Annotated in this window: 11 protein-coding genes; all 11 read left to right on the top strand. The window is 51.0% G+C overall.

From position 1 onward, the window contains the following. Positions 1 to 204: 204 nt before the first annotated feature. The 11 genes from CHB59_RS00115 (at position 205) to CHB59_RS00065 (ending at position 19,128) form a co-directional block, all read left to right on the top strand. Positions 205 to 7,809 carry a type I polyketide synthase gene (locus CHB59_RS00115; protein WP_089374207.1) on the top strand — a complete coding sequence of 2,535 codons (7,605 nt, stop codon included), beginning with the start codon at positions 205 to 207 and terminating at the stop codon, positions 7,807 to 7,809. Continuing rightward, complete coding sequence (locus CHB59_RS00110) at positions 7,806 to 9,134, top strand: aminotransferase class I/II-fold pyridoxal phosphate-dependent enzyme (RefSeq protein WP_089374206.1); 1,329 nt, start codon at positions 7,806 to 7,808, stop codon at positions 9,132 to 9,134. Before CHB59_RS00115 ends, CHB59_RS00110 begins: the two co-directional genes overlap by 4 nt. 22 nt (positions 9,135 to 9,156) lie before the next feature. Then, positions 9,157 to 10,350, top strand: coding sequence for a polysaccharide biosynthesis/export family protein (locus tag CHB59_RS00105; protein ID WP_218816181.1), 1,194 nt, complete (start codon positions 9,157 to 9,159; stop codon positions 10,348 to 10,350). A 33-nt stretch (positions 10,351 to 10,383) separates the two neighbouring features. Beyond that, positions 10,384 to 11,169: an ABC transporter permease gene (locus CHB59_RS00100; protein ID WP_089374205.1), complete on the top strand. Its 786-nt coding sequence runs from the start codon at positions 10,384 to 10,386 to the stop codon at positions 11,167 to 11,169. Then, positions 11,166 to 11,834, top strand: coding sequence for an ABC transporter ATP-binding protein (locus tag CHB59_RS00095; protein ID WP_089374204.1), 669 nt, complete (start codon positions 11,166 to 11,168; stop codon positions 11,832 to 11,834). The genes CHB59_RS00100 and CHB59_RS00095 overlap by 4 nt, the downstream gene beginning before the upstream one ends. Further along, positions 11,831 to 12,994 (top strand): KpsE/RkpR family capsule polysaccharide export protein, encoded by a 1,164-nt coding sequence (locus CHB59_RS00090; RefSeq protein WP_089374203.1) that lies wholly within the window; start codon positions 11,831 to 11,833, stop codon positions 12,992 to 12,994. The genes CHB59_RS00095 and CHB59_RS00090 overlap by 4 nt, the downstream gene beginning before the upstream one ends. Before the next feature lie 12 nt (positions 12,995 to 13,006). Then, complete coding sequence (gene wecB, locus CHB59_RS00085; RefSeq protein ID WP_089374202.1) at positions 13,007 to 14,140, top strand: non-hydrolyzing UDP-N-acetylglucosamine 2-epimerase; 1,134 nt, start codon at positions 13,007 to 13,009, stop codon at positions 14,138 to 14,140. After that, a complete protein-coding gene (gene wecC, locus CHB59_RS00080) occupies positions 14,119 to 15,381 on the top strand; it encodes a UDP-N-acetyl-D-mannosamine dehydrogenase (protein ID WP_089374201.1) in 1,263 nt (420 codons plus the stop codon). Before wecB ends, wecC begins: the two co-directional genes overlap by 22 nt. Positions 15,382 to 15,393: 12 nt before the next feature. After that, positions 15,394 to 16,968: a hypothetical protein gene (locus CHB59_RS00075; protein WP_089374200.1), complete on the top strand. Its 1,575-nt coding sequence runs from the start codon at positions 15,394 to 15,396 to the stop codon at positions 16,966 to 16,968. A gap of 2 nt (positions 16,969 to 16,970) precedes the next feature. Continuing rightward, entirely contained in the window at positions 16,971 to 17,891 is a 921-nt protein-coding gene (locus CHB59_RS00070; RefSeq protein ID WP_143738670.1) for a hypothetical protein, read from the top strand. Between the two features lie 67 nt (positions 17,892 to 17,958). Beyond that, complete coding sequence (locus CHB59_RS00065) at positions 17,959 to 19,128, top strand: nucleotide sugar dehydrogenase (RefSeq protein WP_089374198.1); 1,170 nt, start codon at positions 17,959 to 17,961, stop codon at positions 19,126 to 19,128. Positions 19,129 to 19,133: the final 5 nt, after the last annotated feature.

Genomic DNA, 19,133 nt, shown 5'->3' with positions numbered 1-19,133 from the left:
ATAACAATGACGACTGTGTAACAGTACCGCTATAATCACGCAGATAACAATAATAAAAATCTATTACCCTAATAACTAAAATAAATGACCTCCTCCTAACTGCTGCGTTGCAGCATGAGGCTATACACAGCCTTACACTTGATCTTCGAATATTGAAGATCGAACATTGAAAGATCGGGGCGTTGATAAATTAAGGACGGCTTGATGATTCAATCCACTAATAACGACAAACATAGCGATGAAGATGGCAATGCCGCCACTCCAGAAACCGGGTCAGTGACTGCTGACACCCGGCGTTCCGCTCAACCTGTCGCCATTATTGGTATAGCGTTCCGTTTTCCCGGTGACATTGGCGATGAAGCCAGCCTCTGGGAGGCATTAAAGGAAAAGCGCGATCTCGTCACGCAAGTACCAGCCGAACGCTGGGCAACGGACGAACTGCAGCACGCCAAGCGCGCGGAACCGGGCCGCAGTATCACGTTCTCTGCTGGCGTACTGTCCCGTATTGATGAATTTGATGCCGGCTTTTTTGGCATTTCCCCGCGCGAAGCAGCCTGGCTGGACCCTCAGCAGCGCTTGCTGATGGAACTATCCTGGGAAGCCATGGAAAATGCCGGTGTCCCTGCATCCACCATGGCGGGTACCAACTGCGCCGTCTATGTCGGCATTTCCGGTTTTGATTATGGCACTCGCGGCCTGGATGACATTGCTGCAGCCTCATCACATTCCATGACCGGCAATACCTTAAGTATTGCGGCCAATCGGCTGTCTTATATCTTTGATCTGCACGGGCCTTCGCTCGCTGTTGACACGGCTTGCTCATCCTCACTGGTCGCACTGCATCACGCCTGCAACAGCCTGCGTAACGGAGAGGCCTCCACTGCCCTGGTAGGCGGTGTGAACTTGCTACTTCACCCTCATCCGTTTGTCGGTTTCACCAAGGCTTCCATGCTGTCGGCAAGCGGTCGCTGCAAGAGTTTCGATGCTGCCGGCGATGGTTATGTACGTTCCGAAGGCGCAACGGTCTTGCTCCTGAAGCCGCTGGACCAGGCACTGGCAGATGGAAATGAAGTACATGCCGTCATTCTCGCAAGCGGTGTCAATGCAGATGGCTCTCGCAAAACCGGTATCACCATCCCGAGCAGCGACGGCCAATCCGAGCTGATGCGCGAAGTATTGTCCCGCAGCGGCCTGGCTCCGCAGGACATCGACTTCATCGAGGCCCACGGCACAGGCACGGTCGTAGGCGACCCCATAGAATCTGCCGCCATCGGCAAGATTTATGGCCAAGGCCGCGCCAAGCCCCTCCCAATAGGCTCTATCAAAGCCAACCTGGGCCACCTGGAGCCAGCCTCCGGCATGGCCGGGCTCGTCAAGGCAGTACTGGGGCTGAAACATCATGCCCTGCCACCCGCGCTGCACCTGAAAACCCCCAACCCACGGATAGATTTCAAGGGGTTGAACCTTGAACTGGTTCCAAAATACAAATCGCTGACCAGGGAAGATGCCAAGCCACTGGTTGCCGGTATCAATTCTTTTGGTTTTGGCGGTGCCAATGCCCACGTCCTGATCCAGGAGTTCCCGGCCCAATCCGAAAGTGAGCGAACACTTATAACTGACAACCTGCCTCCGCTTGTGCTTTCCGCACGCTCAGAAACAGCCTTGCGTGCGTTGGCCGAGCGCTACGCAGACTTGCTGGCTGATAAATCCGCGCCGGATTTCTACGATATTGCCCATGCCGCTGCCTTCCAACGGGATCGCCTGGAAAAACGGCTCTTCCTGCACGAAGACACAGTGGAATCTGCAATCAGCCTGCTCCAGCAATATGCCGCCGGTGAAAACCCTCCGCAGATATTGACTGAAGACAGCCTGCCACAAGCTGGCAGCATTGCATTTATCTATTCAGGCAACGGTGCGCAGTGGCTTGGCATGGGTCGGGCATTGCTGGCAGAGTCGCCGCGATTTGCTGAAATCCTCACAGAAGTAGATGCTGCCATGCAGCCTGAAGCACAGTTTTCCATCCTTGAGGAAATTCAGGCTAAAGATGAGGACAGCAAGCTGCATGACACTACTGTCGCTCAGCCTTTGATTTTCGCAATCCAGGTCGCCATCACAACATTGCTGGAAGAATCCGGCATCAAGCCGTCAGCAGTAGCCGGCCATAGTGTGGGTGAAATCGCAGCAGCCTGGGCCGCAGGCATATTGACACTGGCACAAGCCATCAGCGTGATCTGCGCCCGTAGCCAGGCACAGGGTCTGACACTGGGCATGGGGCGCATGGCAGCAGTTGGAATGTCAGCCAGTGCAATCAAGGAGGTCATGGATGAGCTGGGCATCACTTCTGAAGTGGAAATTGCCGGCATCAACAGCCCGGACAATGTCACGCTTTCCGGCAACCTGGAAAGCCTGCTGCGTATCCAGGCAATCGTGGAGTCCAAACGGATTTTCTTCAGGCTGCTGGACCTGGATTATGCCTTCCATAGCAAGCAGATGGATTCCATCCGCACCGATCTTGCCAAGCGCCTTGCAAGCCTGCCTGCGCCACAACCTGGGGAAATCACCTTTGTTTCGACTGTCACTGGCAATGTGCTCGATGGCACAGTCCTGGATGCGGATTACTGGTGGCGCAATGTGCGCGAGCCAGTGCGCTTTGCTGATGCCATCACCAGGATAGCTGAACTGGGTTGCCGCCTGTTCGTTGAAATCGGGCCACATGCCATCCTGCAACGCTATGTCACTGAATCACTGAGTGCTGTCAATATCCAGGGACGCTTTATTCCCACACTGCGTCGGAATGATGATGGCCTGCAACGCATTGAAGAAGCAGCGGCGCGACTGCATCTGCTCGCAGAACAATCATTACTGAGCACTTACTTCCCGCATCAGGGCCGCAGGGTGCGCCTGCCCAACTATCCATGGCAAAAGGAACGCCATTGGCATGCCAAGACCAGCGAGAGCCTACACGTTATTGAGCGGCGGCGTGTACACCCGCTGCTAGGCTGGCGCCTGGACGATGCGGAAGCCTCCTGGGAAAACATCCTTGATCACAGCATACTGCCATGGCTGGAAGACCACAAAGTCGGCGGCGCCATTGTCTATCCAGGCGCAGCCTACGTCGAGATGGCGCTGGCAGCCGCGCATGAGTGGCTGGGAAGCGAACACTTCATTGTCGAACAGCTCGATATTGTCTCGCCCATGGTATTCGATGGCGAGCACAGCCGCACCTTGCGCCTGGTGCTGAACCCGCGTGATTGCGGTTTCCAGATCAAAAGCCGCCAGCGCCTGAGCAATGATGAATGGTCGTTGCATGCCACAGGCCGTTTGCTGGAATCCAGCAACAGGGCGCCCGTTGCCCATTTGAGTGCATTAAGTGCACCGAGCCAGCAGCTGGATCAGCAAAAGCATTATCACCTGGCGTCGCTCCTCGGGCTGGATTATGGTCCGGCTTTCCAGGGCTTGCAGAAAGTGGTCGTTGAAGACGACAAACTCGAAGCCTGGATCACATGTCCGGCCAAACTTGAACTGGAAGGTTACTTCCTGCATCCAGCATTGCTGGACGTATGTTTCCAGTCGCTGGTTGATTTCTTCGGTGAAGCCATTGAAGCGAAACAGGGCATTGCCCTGCTTCCCGTCAAGGTGGGCCGCCTCGATCTTTACGCAAACGCGACCATCACCCATTTGCGCGCGCGTCTGCGCCGCCACAGCACGCGCTCGGTCCTGGCTGATTTTGAGCTGTTCGACGCGCATAACAACTTGATTGCCAGCGTTTCCGCATGCCGCTTCCGCGCCGCGCACCTGAAGCAGCGCAATCAAAACAAAGTAGCCAATTGGCGTATTACTCCTTGGCTGGCACCGCACCCACTGGATGGTATGCAGACCGAAACCCCTGCCATTCCGGAGATCACGACCCAGATGCGTGCCCTGCTTGCGGGCATTGAGTACGATCGCGAGAAATGGTTCAAGGAAACCCTGCCGCTCATTGAGGTGCTCACAGTCTCGTTTGTATACGAAGCCTGCCAGCAGCTGGCAGCCCAATACCCTCAACATTGGCAGCAGATGCTGGCCTCCTCGTATGGACAATGGCTGACGACACTCCTCAGCAATGAAGGCCTGCTGGAAGAGCAGGATGGACAATGGGCACTATCAGCCAATTCCCACCTGCCTTCGGCAGAAGAACTCTGGCAGACCATCCTGCGCGACTCCCCGGCCAGCCTGCCACAATTGTCAGTGATCGGTCGCGTTGGCCGCCAGCTGCCTGCATTGCTCAGCGGAACCGTCGACGGCCAGGAATTGCTGCATGAACTGCAGCACTCTCCTATTGCCGAAGCACTGTACGATCATGACCCAGCCTACCTGGGCCTGAGCCAAGCCATTGAAAACACGCTAGGGAAAATGGCGAGTACCTGGCCTGACTCACGGCGCCTGAGAGTGCTGGAAATCAGTGCCGGCCCCAGCGATCTGCCAAAAACGCTGATCGACCTGCTCCCCGAGGATCGTTTCGAATATGTCCTGGCATTGCCAAGTGACATGATGCAATCACGCCAGCAAGCCGAGTTTCACGAGCATGCAAACATCAGCATCAGCACGTTCGACATTGCAAACTGGAAAATCACCAGCGACAAGCCATTGTCCAGCGCATTTGATGTAGTGATCGTCCGTCACACGCTGCACAAGACCAACAGCCCGCTGGCAGCACTTTCTCAGACACAGCGCTGGCTGGCTGCCGGCGGCATCATGTTGCTGGCTGAACGTCACCCGGATTGGAGCGCTGATTTCCTGGAAGGTATCAGCCCGAGTTGGTGGCATACAAATGAAACCAACCCCGATGTCCCTGTGTCGTCCCTGATGTCTCCAGGCGTATGGGAGCAATTGATCGCCGATGCAGGCCTCTCTGATGGCACAACATTCATCGAACCTGCCGCCGAAGAACTTTCCGAAGGCGCTTACCTGCTGCTCGCCAAACGCTCAATAGAAGATATGCCAGTCCTGGAAGAACCGGCCGTCGCATCATGGCTTCTGCTGGCAGACCAGGCCTCCGCATCATTGGCCAGGCATTTGCGCATCCGGTTGGAATCCCAGGGCCAGCAAGTCGTTATCGCAAACCAGCTGCCGCAGGATGCAGACACCGCAGACAATATCGTGCATCTGTCGGGATGGAGCGACACCCCGGATCAAGCTAGCGCAACGCTCGCCAGCCTGACCAGGAATGTCCAGGCGCTGTCCGGGAATCCGGGCAAGGCTCCCCACCTCTGGCTGGTCACCCAAGGTGCAACACTTGCGACCAGCCTGCTGAGCAATGTGCAGCCCAATCCGGCCCAGTCCGCACTATGGGGATTCGGTCGGGTCATCATGAATGAGCAGCCACAGCTGGGTTGTACCCTGATAGACCTGGCTTGCAACCCGCAGGATTTCAACACTCCCGCCCGGTTGGAAAACGAACTGCTGCGCCCCGATGGCGCAACAGAAATCGTACTTTCCTATAGCGCGCGCCATTACCTGGTCATCCAGAAAGACACTGAGCAACGCTCGGCACCGGCAAAACAGAACGCCCGCTTCCGCCTGGATTTCCATGTTCCCGGCCAATTGAGGAACCTGGTCTGGCTACCTGAAGCCGAACAGGTGTTGCATGATGACGACATCGAAGTGCAGACCAAGGCCACAGGCCTCAACTTCCGCGATGTCATGTACCTGATGGGCCTGTTGCCAGATGAAGCGGTTGAGAATGGCTTTGCTGGCGCCAGTCTCGGCCTGGAATTCGCTGGCGTGGTCAGCCGTGTCGGCCCACGCGTGAAGGACATCCGGCCTGGTGATGCGGTCATGGGCTTTGGCGCCTCATGCTTCTCCAGCCATGTGGTCACGCGTGCGGATGCCGTTGCCATCATCCCTGAAGGCTGGTCATTTGAGGCTGCAACCACGGTGCCGACCGTATTCTTCACCGTGTATTACGCCCTCAAGCAACTGGCGGACCTGCAGCCTGGCGAACGTATATTGATTCATGGCGCAGCTGGCGGTGTCGGCATCGCCGCTATCCAACTTGCGCGCCATCTTGGTGCAGAAATCTACGCCACCGCTGGTAGCGATGAGAAGCGCGACTTCGTCGAATTGCTTGGCGCAGACCGTGTGTTCGACTCGCGCAGCCTGGCATTTGCCGATGAGATCTTGGCAGCCACTGCTGGTGAAGGTGTCGATGTCGTACTCAACTCCCTGGCTGGCGAAGCCATGCGCCGCAGCATTGATGTACTCAAGCCATTTGGCCGCTTCCTTGAACTGGGCAAACGTGATTTCTTCGAAAACACCCCCATAGGCCTGCGCCCATTCAAGAGCAATATCAGCTACTTCGGCATAGATGCCGACCAACTGCTGACCGGGCGTCCGAAGCTGGCAGCACGTGTTTTCCGTGAAGTCATGATGCTGTTCCATGAAGATGTGTTGGCACCATTGCCATATCGCACATTCACCGCCGACAAGGTCATAGAAGCCTTCAGGCTGATGCAGCAGGCACGTCATATCGGCAAGATTGTCGTCTCCATGGCAGACGCCAGGCCAGCGATCGAACAATCAGCCCAGCAGGCACCTGCCGTCACATTTGACAAGGATACAACCTGGCTGGTCACTGGCGGCCTCTCTGGTTTTGGCCTGGAATCCGCACGCTGGCTGGCCGCTCGCGGCGTCGGCAACCTGGTACTCGCAGGTCGGCGCGGACTGAAAACGCCAATGGCGCGGGAAATCATCGCAGCATTCGCCGCAGAGGGCGTGAATGTCGTGGCGCAAGCCTGCGATATCAGTGATGCCAAGGCAGTCCGCGACCTGGTGGAGCGGATCAAGCAAACCATGTCGCCGCTCAAGGGAATCTTGCATGCCGCCGCCACGTTTGACGACAAGCTGATAGACAGGTTGGATAACGCAAGCATTGAAAATGTCCTGAGCGCCAAATTACTGGGTGCCTGGAACCTGCACCAGGCCACGCGCAACATCCCGCTCGACCATTTCGTCATGTACTCCTCGGTCACTACCATGATCGGTAACCCCGGCCAGGCCAATTACGTAGCGGCCAACGCCGGGCTTGAAGGCCTGATGTTCCTGCGCCACCACATGGGGTTGCCTGCTGTCTCCATCGGCTGGGGGCCTATCAGCGACGCTGGCTACCTTACCCGCAACGCAGCCATCAAGGACAGCCTGGAGCAACGGCTGGGCAAATCACCTATCTCGGCAGCAACAGCACTGGCACAGCTGGACCGCATACTTGTCAGCGGAACCCGACTGTCCATCCCGGCCAATTTCGAATGGAACACGCTGGCACACCTGTTGCCATCCTCCAGCACCTCACGCTTCAGTATCCTCAACCGTGACCGCAAGGATCAGTCCCAGTCTGGGGATTCGGTCAATATCCGTGACCTGATCGCAGGTAAAACTCCAGAGGAAGTGCAAGAGCTGGTACAAAGTTTGCTTATTCAGGAAGTGGCAGAAATTCTGCGTATCAATCCGGAGCGCATTGATGCAAATCGCTCCCTGCATGATCTGGGTATGGACTCCCTGATGGCAGTTGAGCTTGCCTTGGCCCTGGAACAGCGTTTTGGCATACAATTGCCCGTCATGATGCTGAACGATTCGCCTACTGCCATCAGCGTTACGGCACGTATTGTCGAAAAACTGCTGGGAAATGAAGACCCAAGTGAAGATACCCAGTCTGCGGGGCTAGCCACGGATGTACTACGCCAGCACGGAGAAGGCTTTACTTCAGAGGAAATACAAGAATTGAATGATGATGCACGCAAGCTTGCACAAACAGGAACAAAATTGATTTCATGAGCAAGCCCAATCTCGAGAAAAAAACCAAGGCACAACTGATTAATCGCATTCTTGGCAAGAAAACTGGCGCAACAGCGGCAGCAATGCCTGGATCACGTGTATCAGTACAGGCGTCGATGCCAGAGGCATTTACACGCTTTGACCGCCATCCGGGTTACGAAAAAATGCTGGTTCCCAAGGCTGCCGCCGACCGTTTCGGCGTGGCCAACCCGTTTTTTCGCGTGCATGATGGCGTAGCCGGTGCAACCACACGTATCCAGGCGCGCGAATACATCAACTTCTCCAGCTATAACTACCTGGGGCTGTGCGGCCACCCTGCCGTCAACCGGGCAAGCAAGGATGCCATTGACCGCTATGGCACTTCTGTCTCCGCCAGCCGACTGGTTGCCGGGGAGCGCCCTATCCAGCGTGAGCTGGAAGCTGCGCTCGCAGAAGTCTATGACGTCGAGGACTGCATTGTCATGGTCAGCGGCCATGCCACCAATGTCAGCACCATAGGTTATCTTTTCGGTCCCAAGGATCTGGTAATCCACGACAGCCTCATCCATAACAGCGTATTGCAAGGCATACAACTCTCAGGCGCAACCCGCCGCTCCTTTCCGCACAATGACGTCACGACGCTTGACCAGATACTGTCAGAAATTCGTGGTCAATTTGAAAGAGTGCTGATCGTCGCTGAAGGCTTGTACAGCATGGATGGCGACATTCCCGACCTGCCCGCACTGATTGAGGTCAAGCAACGTCACCAGGCATTCCTCATGATTGACGAGGCACACGCCTTGGGCGTACTGGGCAAAACCGGCAAAGGCGTGCGCGAGCACTTCGGTGTTGCAGGCAAGGACATAGACATCTGGATGGGTACACTCAGCAAAACCTTGGGCAGTTGCGGAGGTTATATTGCAGGAGAGCGTGCACTGATCGAACATCTCAAGTATGCTGCGCCCGGTTTTGTCTACAGCGTAGGCATCGCACCTCCACTCGCCGCTGCCTCACTGGAGGCCCTAAGAGTCATGCAGCGTGAGCCGGAACGTGTTGCCCGGCTGCATGCCCGTGGCCAGAAATTTCTGGAATTGATGCAATCCCTGGGAGCCAATACTGGTTTTGCTGAAGGCTATGCCGTCATTCCACTGATTGTTGGCAGCTCGCTCAAAGCCACCAAGTTATCCAATAAACTTTTTGAAGCTGGTATCAATGTCCAGCCCATCATCTACCCGGGTGTTGAAGAATCAGCCGCCAGGTTAAGATTTTTCGTCTCGGCAATGCATAGTGAGGAGCATTTGCAACTGACTTATGAGACTATAAAGAAATTGATGGGCAAACATTGACGTTTCACACTGAAAAAATCATATGATCATAGAAAAAATGCTTTCCAGAACAGGCCTGTTGCTAGTTGTCGCCTCGCTTTTCATTTCGCTGTCCGGCTGTACCGGGCTAGCCAAGTGGGGAGCAACGAGCGGCCCGAGCAAGAAACAGATCCAGGAACCTGAAGAATCCAAGGAACCACCTCGTATCAAGGGTATTGAGTTGGTGGATGTCAATGACTCCCTGGCCAGAAAGCTGACCGAGAGCAAAAAACTGGGCTTGTTTTCCGATATTTTCCCCACCACCGCCAGTAATAACTACCTGATTGGCCCTGGGGATGTCATCGAAGCATCGGTATGGGAAACGCCGCCTGCCGTCTTGTTTGGCACAACTAATCTTGATCCCGGTGCGGGTTCCTCCACCACCCAGATGGTAACCTTCCCTGAACAAATGGTGACGCCAGATGGCACGATTTCCATCCCCTTTGCCGGACGTATCACAGTCAACGAGCGAACCACACAGGAAATTGAAGAGGATATCGTCAAGCACCTGACAGGCAAGGCCAACCAGCCTCAGGCGCTGGTCCGGGTTATCCAGAACAACACCTCCAAAGTGACCGTAGTTGGCGAAGTGAACAACAGCACCATGATGCCGTTAACACCCAAAGGCGAACGCCTGCTGGATGCCATCGCAGCAGGAGGTGGCGTCAAACAGCCACTCAACAAGGTCGCGATCCAGTACTCCCGCGAGGACGTGACAGCCACCATGGCACTGGATTCCATTATTCGTGATCCAAGACAAAACATCATGCTCAAACCGGGTGATGTCGTCACGGCGCTGTTCCAGCCGCAAAGCTTCTCGGTACTGGGCGCAACTGGCAAGAATGATGAAGTAACATTCGAAGCCCAAGGTATTTCACTGGCACAAGCCCTTTCCCGTGCTGGCGGATTATTGGATAACCGTGCGGATGCTCAGGGCGTCTTCATTTTCCGCTTTGAAGATGCTGACCTGGTGGAACGGAAAAACACAGCACCTGAAGATATTGTCGATGGCAAAGTGCCTGTCATCTACCAGGTGAACCTGCGTGACCCGGCATCCTTCTTCGTGACCCAGAATTTCCCGATGCAGAATCATGACATCATCTACGTCTCCAACGCACCAGGGGCTGAATTCGAGAAATTTGTGCGCTTGTTGTCTGCCGCCGTTTCACCACTCTACCTTTACCGGTTCTTCCAGTAATGATGCGGACTCTTGAAATCCTGCGAGGTGCGCATGATTAAGGCACGTAGCCCGCTTGCCATTACATTAGCAGTGTGGCATGCCATTTTCCTGCGAGAAGCGCTTGGCCGACTATTCGATATGCGCTTCGCATGGTTCTGGCTATTTATGGAACCTACCTGCCATATAGCATTTGTAGCCTATGTCTGGCGCGCACTACGTACACACTCTGTCGGCGGCATGGATATAATAATCTGGGTATTGGTCGGCATGCTGGCGTTCTTCCTGTTCAGGCGCACAGCAGTACAAACTACCTATGCCTGTGACTCCAACCAACCTTTGTTCACCTATCGACAAGTCAAGCCCTTTGATACCGCAATTGTACGTGCAGGTTTGGAAGGTTTTCTCATGATGGTAATCTCCATCATGATACTCATTATTGGTGCATTTTTTGGTCATGACACAGTCCCTGCTGACCCATTAATGGTAATTTGGATATTGATAGGAATATGGCTATTTGGCCTAGGTTATGGTTTGATCGGCTCAGTGCTAATGGCTCTAGTACCAGAAATGGAGCATGTATTAAAACTTATCATGTTACCTCTTTACCTAATATCTGGTGTTATCTGGCCTATATCTTCCGTACCTCAGCCTTACCTTGACCTATTGATGTATAACCCGATGGCACATGCCTTGGAATTAGTCCGGTTAGGCTATTTCCCTTATTATCATGCAGTGCCTGGAGTCAGCATGAGTTATTTATATGGTTGGGCCGGCGCCAGTGTTCTGCTAGGTTTATTGCTCTACCGTCGCTTTGCATTCCAATTGGTAATGAAATGATCATCGTAGACGACGTATATAAACGCTATAAAACCAAACATGGTTTTGGTCCATGGGTGTTGCAAGGGATCAACCTGACTATTCCCAGAAACCACAATATCGCACTGATTGGCCGTAATGGTGCAGGCAAGTCCACACTGCTACGCCTCATCGGTGGAGTGGATCATCCGACCAAGGGATCCGTCGAACGTCAGTGCAATGTATCCTGGCCCATGGGACGTGGCGGCCTGGAGCCAGATTTGACAGGCAGGCAAAACGCAAAATTTGTCTGCCGCGTGCATGGCTTTCATGACCCGGCAGATTTGGCAGACAGACTTGCTTTTGTCCTGGATTTCTCCGATCTGGGGGCGGCTTTTGATGAACCTGTGAACACCTACTCTTCCGGTATGCGCTCACGTCTGCAATTTGCCTTGTCATTGGCATTCGACTTTGATGTCTATATCTCGGATGAAGTGACCGCTGCAGGCGATGCCGCATTTCGCCAGAAGGCAGCAGATGCATTCAAGGCTATGAGTAATAGAGCGGGCTTGATCATGGTGTCGCATGACGAAAGCACGCTCAAGCGCTTTTGTCAGTCTGGCGTATGGGTAAACGGAGGAAAAGCATACTGGTTTGACGATATCGATGATGCATTAAAAGCTTACAAGGATTCTATTAAAAAATGACAGCAACCCATACCCTTCATGAGGACAATCAGCTTCCACGGCATTTACAAAAATCCAGGGAGTCCTTGGCGGCACTTATGTTCAAGTGGCTGATTCGTCTAGTACTCATTTTGTCAGTACTAGTCTCGCTATACTGGATATTCTTTGCCTCTGAACGCTATGTATCAGAAGCCAATCTGGTATTGCGTAAAACCGATTCCATCAGCGCTGCCGGTACAGACCTTGTCTCTGCCCTTCTACCTGGCTCCAGTACCCCTACTCGCCCAGATCAGCTGCTATTACGTGAATACTTGCTGTCCGTTGATATGCTTAAGATGCTGGATGCCAAGCTGGATTTGCGCACCCATTACAGTAACAAAGAACATGACATCATCTCGCGCATGTGGTTCCAGGACGCATCCATGGAATGGTTCTACCTGCATTATCTCTCCAGGGTCAGTGTGGAGTTTGATGATTATGCTGGTGTACTACGTATCAATGTACAAGCCTATGACCCGAAAATGGCTCAGGCCATTGCCAATATGTTGGTACATGAAGGTGAACGCTACATGAATCAGTTGGGTCATGAGTTGGCCTCTGTACAAGTCAATTTCTTTACTCAGCAGGTTACCCAGGCACAGGAACGTTATCAGACAGCCAGCCGTACTTTGCTGAATTACCAGAACAAAAAAGGTATCCTGTCCCCACAAGCCGTTGCCGAAAGCATCAATACCATCATTACTGGCTTGGAAACTCAGCGTACTCAACTCCAGACCAAGCTTGCCTCCCTACCCACCAGCCTGAATGAGAATCACCCTAACATATTGATGCTCAAGCAATCCCTGGCTGCCGTGGATAAACAAATTGCGGAAGAAAAAGCCAAACTGGCAACACCATCTGGCAAAACTTTGAGTAGTTCTGTTGAGGAATTCCAACGCCTGCAGATGCAGGTTACTTTCGCACAGGAATTGTATAGCTCCTCATTGATTGCGTTGGAGAAAGGTCGCTTGGACGCAGCTCGCATGCTGGACAAGGTTTCTATCCTGCAGGCACCCACCCTGGCAGAATTCCCCATGCAGCCTCGCAGGATTTATAACGTTATTGTCACACTGTTGATTGGCCTGATGCTGGCTGGTATTCTCAAATTACTGGAAGCCATTATTCTGGATCACGTAGATTAACTTCAGTCAGTGATGCGGATTCTCACGATTTTCGGCACTCGGCCAGAGGCGATAAAAATGGCGCCAGTGATAACAGCACTGGCTACTGACCCATCCTTGGAAGTCAAGACTTGTGTAACAGCCCAGCATCGCCAGATGCTGGACCAGGTACTGGAGATATTTTCCCTGGTACCTGATTTCGACCTTAACCTGATGAAGCCAGGCCAGGATCTCAGCGATATCACCAGCAATGTGCTGCTCAGCATGCGCCAGGTCTATGCACAGTGGCGCCCTGACCTCATCCTGGTGCATGGCGATACCTCTACCACATTGGCAGCCAGCCTTTCAGCCTATTACGCAAGGATCAGGATCGGGCATATCGAGGCAGGCCTACGCACCTTCGATAAATATTCTCCCTGGCCCGAAGAAATGAATCGTCGATTAACGAGTTCCTTGTCCGATCTCCACTTCGCACCCACAGCACAGGCACGCGAGAACCTGCTGCAAGAAGGTGTGACTGCAGCATCCATCCATGTCACAGGCAATACCGTCATTGATGCTTTGCTGGATATTGTGGAACGTCTGCGCAACGATGCCACTCTAAAAAACCGTTTTGAAGCAGAATTCAGCTTTCTCAATGCCAGTAAGCGCCTGATTCTGGTTACCGGTCATCGGCGGGAAAATTTTGGCAGCGGTTTTGAACAAATCTGCCTGGCTCTACGTGACATTGCCGCACGGGGCGATGTAGAAATTGTATACCCGGTACACTTGAACCCGAATGTGCAGGAGCCAGTACGTCGTTTACTGTCCGATATCCCCAACATTCATCTCATAGAACCCCTGGATTATTTATCCTTTGTCTATCTGATGGACCGCAGCACCCTGATGATTACCGATTCCGGTGGTATACAGGAAGAAGCCCCTTCACTAGGCAAACCTGTGCTGGTCACCCGCGCAGCAACAGAGCGCATGGAAGCCATACAAGCAGGAACTGCCCACCTGGTTGGTTCAGGCACGGAAAGCATCATTCGCGAAACCAATCACCTGCTTGATGACGCTGCAGCCTACGCAGCCATGAGCAATATCCATAACCCGTTTGGCGATGGCAGAGCTGCCAGCCGTATTCACGATATTCTGATACAACAATGCAAAACAAATTTTCAGTAATCGGCCTGGGTTATATCGGCCTACCCACCGCGACCATACTGGCCTCCAGGAAACTGGACGTCATTGGTGTCGATGTCTCTGCATCCATTGTTGATACCATCAACCAGGGCAACACGCATATTGTTGAACCCGACCTGGATGCACTCGTGCATGAAGTAGTCCACAACGGATACCTGAGAGCAACCACCACGCCAGAACCAGCCAGTGTATTCGTAATTGCCGTGCCGACACCTTTCAAGCATGGTCATACACCAGATCTAAGCTATATCCAGTCGGCCGCAGAAATGATTGCTCCAGTGCTAGCCAAGGGGAACCTCATCATCCTGGAATCCACCTCACCGGTTGGCACTACAGAGCAGCTCTCCGGCTGGCTGGCGCAGGCACGTCCCGACCTAAGTTTCCCACACCAGTCTGGCGAGACCTCGGATATCCGTATTGCATACTGCCCGGAGCGAGTCCTGCCTGGGAAAATCATCCACGAGCTGGTCAATAACGATAGAGTCATCGGCGGCATTACACCAAGTTGCTCCCAGGCAGCCATGGCGTTCTACCATCATTTTGTGCAGGGTCAGTGCATAGTCACCAACGCCCGCACTGCCGAAATGTGCAAACTGGCTGAAAACAGCTTTCGGGACGTAAATATTGCTTTTGCCAATGAACTGTCCATGATCTGCGATAGCCAGGACATTAATGTATGGGAGCTCATCCGCCTGGCAAACCTCCACCCCAGGGTCAATATCTTGCAACCAGGTTGTGGCGTGGGAGGGCATTGTATCGCCGTCGATCCCTGGTTCATCGTCAGTGCCAACCCTGATGAAGCAAACCTCATCCGCGCAGCACGTGAAGTCAACGACAGCAAGCCAGGCTGGGTAATCGATAAGGTCGAGCAAGCCATTACAGCACTGACACATCAAGGGATGACACAAAAAGACATCCGCATTGCCTGCCTTGGCCTGAGCTTCAAGCCGGATATTGATGACCTGCGGGAAAGTCCGGCATTGCACATTGCAACGGCCCTGACACAGCGCCATACGGGATCAATATCCATCGTCGAACCACATATCGATGCTTTGCCCGAACAATTGCAATCTGATTCTGTCAACATCAGCAACTTGGAAAGTGCGCTAAATCAAGCTCACATTATCCTGTTGCTTGTGGACCATACATTATTCAAAAATATACAACCATCATTATTAAACAATCAGCTACTTATTGACACGCGTGGCGTCTGGGAAATATAGGCATACATCATCATGAAAAACAATAATAGCTTCCATACTTCAAGTATCAAAAATCTGAAAGCAGAGAACAAGGCTCTCCGTCTACAATTACTGCAAGAGCAAGAAAAAATAAAAATTCTTATCCAGAAGATTCAGACAGAGAAAAATGACAGAATAGAGCATAAAAATACTCTACCATCCAGTCGACTAGACCAATATCAACCCCAAGTAAACATTCAACTTTTACAGGATTCTATTCAGCCCGTACCAGAATTTATTGTTGACAATAAAAATATCCTATCACAATTACATAAAACTCAGGAAGAGCTAGAGAGTCAACAGTTAAATAATCAGAATCAACAAAAAAATTTAAAAAATTGGAGAATAGAAAATCAAGCTTTATTACTACAACTACAAAAAACGCAAGAGCAACTAGAATATCAGCACCTAAACAACCCTAGTCAAACCGTATCAAAGTTGACTACGGATAATAAAGATCTCATCCTACAACTAAATAAGATACAAGAAGAATTAAGGCACTATTCTGACCAAATTTCCCTAATAGAAATTGAACAAGATGAAAATGTTGTTCATGAGAAAAATCTGCTTCTAAGTCAATTATATAAAGCCCAAGAAGAGCTAGAAGACCAACACGCAACTGTAAAAAACTTGAACACTGGGAATCAGTCTTTATTTCTACAACTACAAAAGACACAGGAGCAGCTGGAATACCAATACCTAAGCAGCCATAACCAGACTGTATCAAAACTGACTGCAGATAATAAGGATCTCATTTTACAATTAAATCAAATACAAGAAAAAATACAAACTCAGTATTTAGTGGATGAGAATCACACAGCAATCCCTCAAAACTTTGGAAAAGAAGAATATCTTCTATCTTTATTAGAACAAACTCAATCTGAGCTGAAAGAAACCCAATTAGAACTATTGAGACTGGAAAGAAAACAAAACTTCTCCGACCTTTCCATAAACAACCTCAGCTCGGGTGATGAACTTTATAAATCCTTAGCAGAAATACAACGTCTACAGGCTATCGTAGCAACCCAAGCTACCATTCATCAATTAGAAATTAGATCCTCATTACAAGCACAGCTTGGTAGCATACTGATTAAGGGAATTGACAGTCCAAAAGGATGGTTATCTACTCCAGGACAACTCTTGAATCTCTGGCGCAATTATAAAAATAAACAGCCCCCAGCCAAGCTGGGTGGAAAGAATTTTGACAAAATTATTCAAGCTTACGAACAAAATGGTTTCCCAGAAGTAGAGAATTTACTGCAAGGTATCGTTACGCCAGCAATCATTGGCAACGCCTATACTGCATTAGCACGCCACCTGATTACTCAAGGAAATAAAACACAAGCAACTGACGCTGCCAGACGTGCCTACAATGCAGATCCTCAGTCATATCGACTTAAATGGTTGGCATTTCGCTTGCACGAAAGCAACGCTATTCTTGAGGCAGAGGCCATGCTTGATGTCTTGCCAAAGGGTACATCATTTAGCGAATCAGAATCTCGCCAGGCAAGTCAAATTCGTTATACCGCCTTTCGTATTCGCCTGAACAATGCCCGTAAGAACCATTAATCATGTCAAATAACAATCCTAAAAACTCAATGATGCAGATACGCAATGCTCTCACGCAATCTGCTGAACAGCTTAATCAGCTAATGCAAGCGGATTTTCCTGATCAAACGCATGATGCTCTTGCCGAACAACTTGAATCATTAAGTAAACTACATAATAAAATTGATGCATTGCAAACATCGCAAAAAAATATTGCTAATCGCCTTGGTAAGGAAATTCGCAATGCTTCAAAACAAATTGAAGCTTTCATCAGCGTAGAGAACTACTTCAATACAGGAAACTTGCCTTCCGTTTCCAGTGAGTCCCACGCCTGGCCGATCAGTCCAGATCTTTCACTATTCCTGATAGAGATGCTGGAATCGGAGCATTACGACCTGATCATTGAGTTTGGTTCAGGCTATTCAACTTTATTGATAGCCAGAGTCCTGCAGCAGCAACTACTCAGATCTCCCGACAAACCACAACCATATCAGATAGCTTTCGAACATCTTGAGCATTATCACGAAAAAACCAGAAAACAGCTGGAGCTCCATCAGTTACACGACAAGGTCAACGTCATTCACACTCCATTGAAGAAATGGAAATCAGAGGACGACAATGTTTATCCTTATTACTCTTGTGTATCAGCTTTGAGAAAGGTAAAAAAAACCTTGGGCTCCTCACCGAGGAAAATTCTAGTCTTGGTTGACGGCCCTCCTGGATCCACAGGCAAACACGCCCGTTACCCTGCACTGCCAATAATCAACAGCATATTCCCGCAACAAGCAATTGATTATGTACTGGATGATTACATCCGAGAGGATGAAAAGGAAATTACAAAATTATGGCTTGAATATCTGGAAAGGCATTCTCGCAAGGTATCAGTACAAGAAAGAAAACTGGAAAAAGACGTCTGCGTCATCCGCGTTGACGCTGCTGCATAAGGCAACCAATATAATCACTAACAATAAAAATAATGCAATAAAGAATTGTAGAAAAGAAAGGTAGAAAATGAAAATAGCAATTGCAGGGACCGGGTATGTCGGCTTATCCAACGCAGTCTTATTATCCCAACACCATGAAGTGGTAGCTTTAGATATTATTTCTGAAAAAGTGGAGATGCTGAACCGCAAAGTATCTCCAATTGAGGATAATGAGATCAGTAATTTTCTCAGCAAAAAACAACTCAATTTCCGCGCTACATTGAATAAGGAAGAAGCGTACATTGGTGCTGAATATGTCGTCATTGCAACACCAACGGATTACGATACTGAAACCAATCATTTCAATACCCGCTCGATCGAAGCGGTTATCCGTGATGTCATGGCAATCAATCCTGATGCCATCATGATCATCAAATCGACCGTGCCAGTTGGATACACTGCCCGTATCCGCGAAGAGTTTGGCTGCGATAACCTGATTTTCTCTCCTGAGTTCCTGCGTGAAGGCAAGGCGCTGTATGACAACCTCTATCCTTCTCGGATTGTTGTCGGCGAACGTTCAGACCGCGCCCGCAAGTTTGCAGAATTGTTGCTGGAAGGTGCTATCAAGAAAGAAACCTCGGTGCTGCTGACTGACAGTACTGAGGCTGAAGCTATCAAGTTGTTCGCCAACACCTATCTGGCCATGCGTGTTGCCTACTTCAATGAGCTCGACACATATGCTGCCTGCCACAACCTGGATACTCGCCAGATCATTGAAGGTGTCTGTCTTGATCCACGTATTGGCACACACTACAACAATCCCAGCTTCGGCTATGGCGGATATTGCCTGCCCAAGGACACCAGACAGCTGTTGGCAAACTACCGCGACGTGCCACAAAACATGATTCACGGCATTGTGGAAGCAAACACCACTCGCAAAAACTTCATTGCTGATGACATTATGGAGAAACAACCCAAGGTTGTTGGCATCTACCGATTGGTAATGAAAGCCGGTTCAGATAATTTCCGTGCCTCCAGTATCCAGGGCATCATGAAGCGTATCAAGTCCAGGGGCGTGGAAGTCATTGTCTATGAACCGACACTGAATGAAGAAACATTTTTCAATTCCCGTGTTATCCAGGATCTTGCTGCATTCAAGGAACAATCGGACATCATTGTGGCAAACCGCACAACCGAGAATCTGATCGACGTGCTTCATAAGGTCTATACCCGCGATTTATTCGGTAAAGACTCGTAATACTT

The sequence above is a fragment of the Methylobacillus rhizosphaerae genome (genome assembly GCF_900187985.1).
Taxonomy (GTDB): Bacteria; Pseudomonadota; Gammaproteobacteria; order Burkholderiales; family Methylophilaceae; genus Methylobacillus; species Methylobacillus rhizosphaerae.
The sequence above is the reverse complement of the archived record's forward strand: the minus strand, read 5'-3'. Positions and strand labels throughout refer to the sequence as shown.

Coding starts and splice junctions, on each gene's coding strand:
- CHB59_RS00070 (WP_143738670.1), top strand. CDS start 16,971: ATGTCAAATAACAATCCTAAAAACTCAATGATGCAGATACGCAATGCT.
- CHB59_RS00065 (WP_089374198.1), top strand. CDS start 17,959: ATGAAAATAGCAATTGCAGGGACCGGGTATGTCGGCTTATCCAACGCA.
- CHB59_RS00095 (WP_089374204.1), top strand. CDS start 11,166: ATGATCATCGTAGACGACGTATATAAACGCTATAAAACCAAACATGGT.
- wecC (WP_089374201.1), top strand. CDS start 14,119: ATGCAAAACAAATTTTCAGTAATCGGCCTGGGTTATATCGGCCTACCC.
- CHB59_RS00105 (WP_218816181.1), top strand. CDS start 9,157: ATGATCATAGAAAAAATGCTTTCCAGAACAGGCCTGTTGCTAGTTGTC.
- CHB59_RS00075 (WP_089374200.1), top strand. CDS start 15,394: ATGAAAAACAATAATAGCTTCCATACTTCAAGTATCAAAAATCTGAAA.
- wecB (WP_089374202.1), top strand. CDS start 13,007: ATGCGGATTCTCACGATTTTCGGCACTCGGCCAGAGGCGATAAAAATG.
- CHB59_RS00100 (WP_089374205.1), top strand. CDS start 10,384: ATGATTAAGGCACGTAGCCCGCTTGCCATTACATTAGCAGTGTGGCAT.
- CHB59_RS00110 (WP_089374206.1), top strand. CDS start 7,806: ATGAGCAAGCCCAATCTCGAGAAAAAAACCAAGGCACAACTGATTAAT.
- CHB59_RS00115 (WP_089374207.1), top strand. CDS start 205: ATGATTCAATCCACTAATAACGACAAACATAGCGATGAAGATGGCAAT.
- CHB59_RS00090 (WP_089374203.1), top strand. CDS start 11,831: ATGACAGCAACCCATACCCTTCATGAGGACAATCAGCTTCCACGGCAT.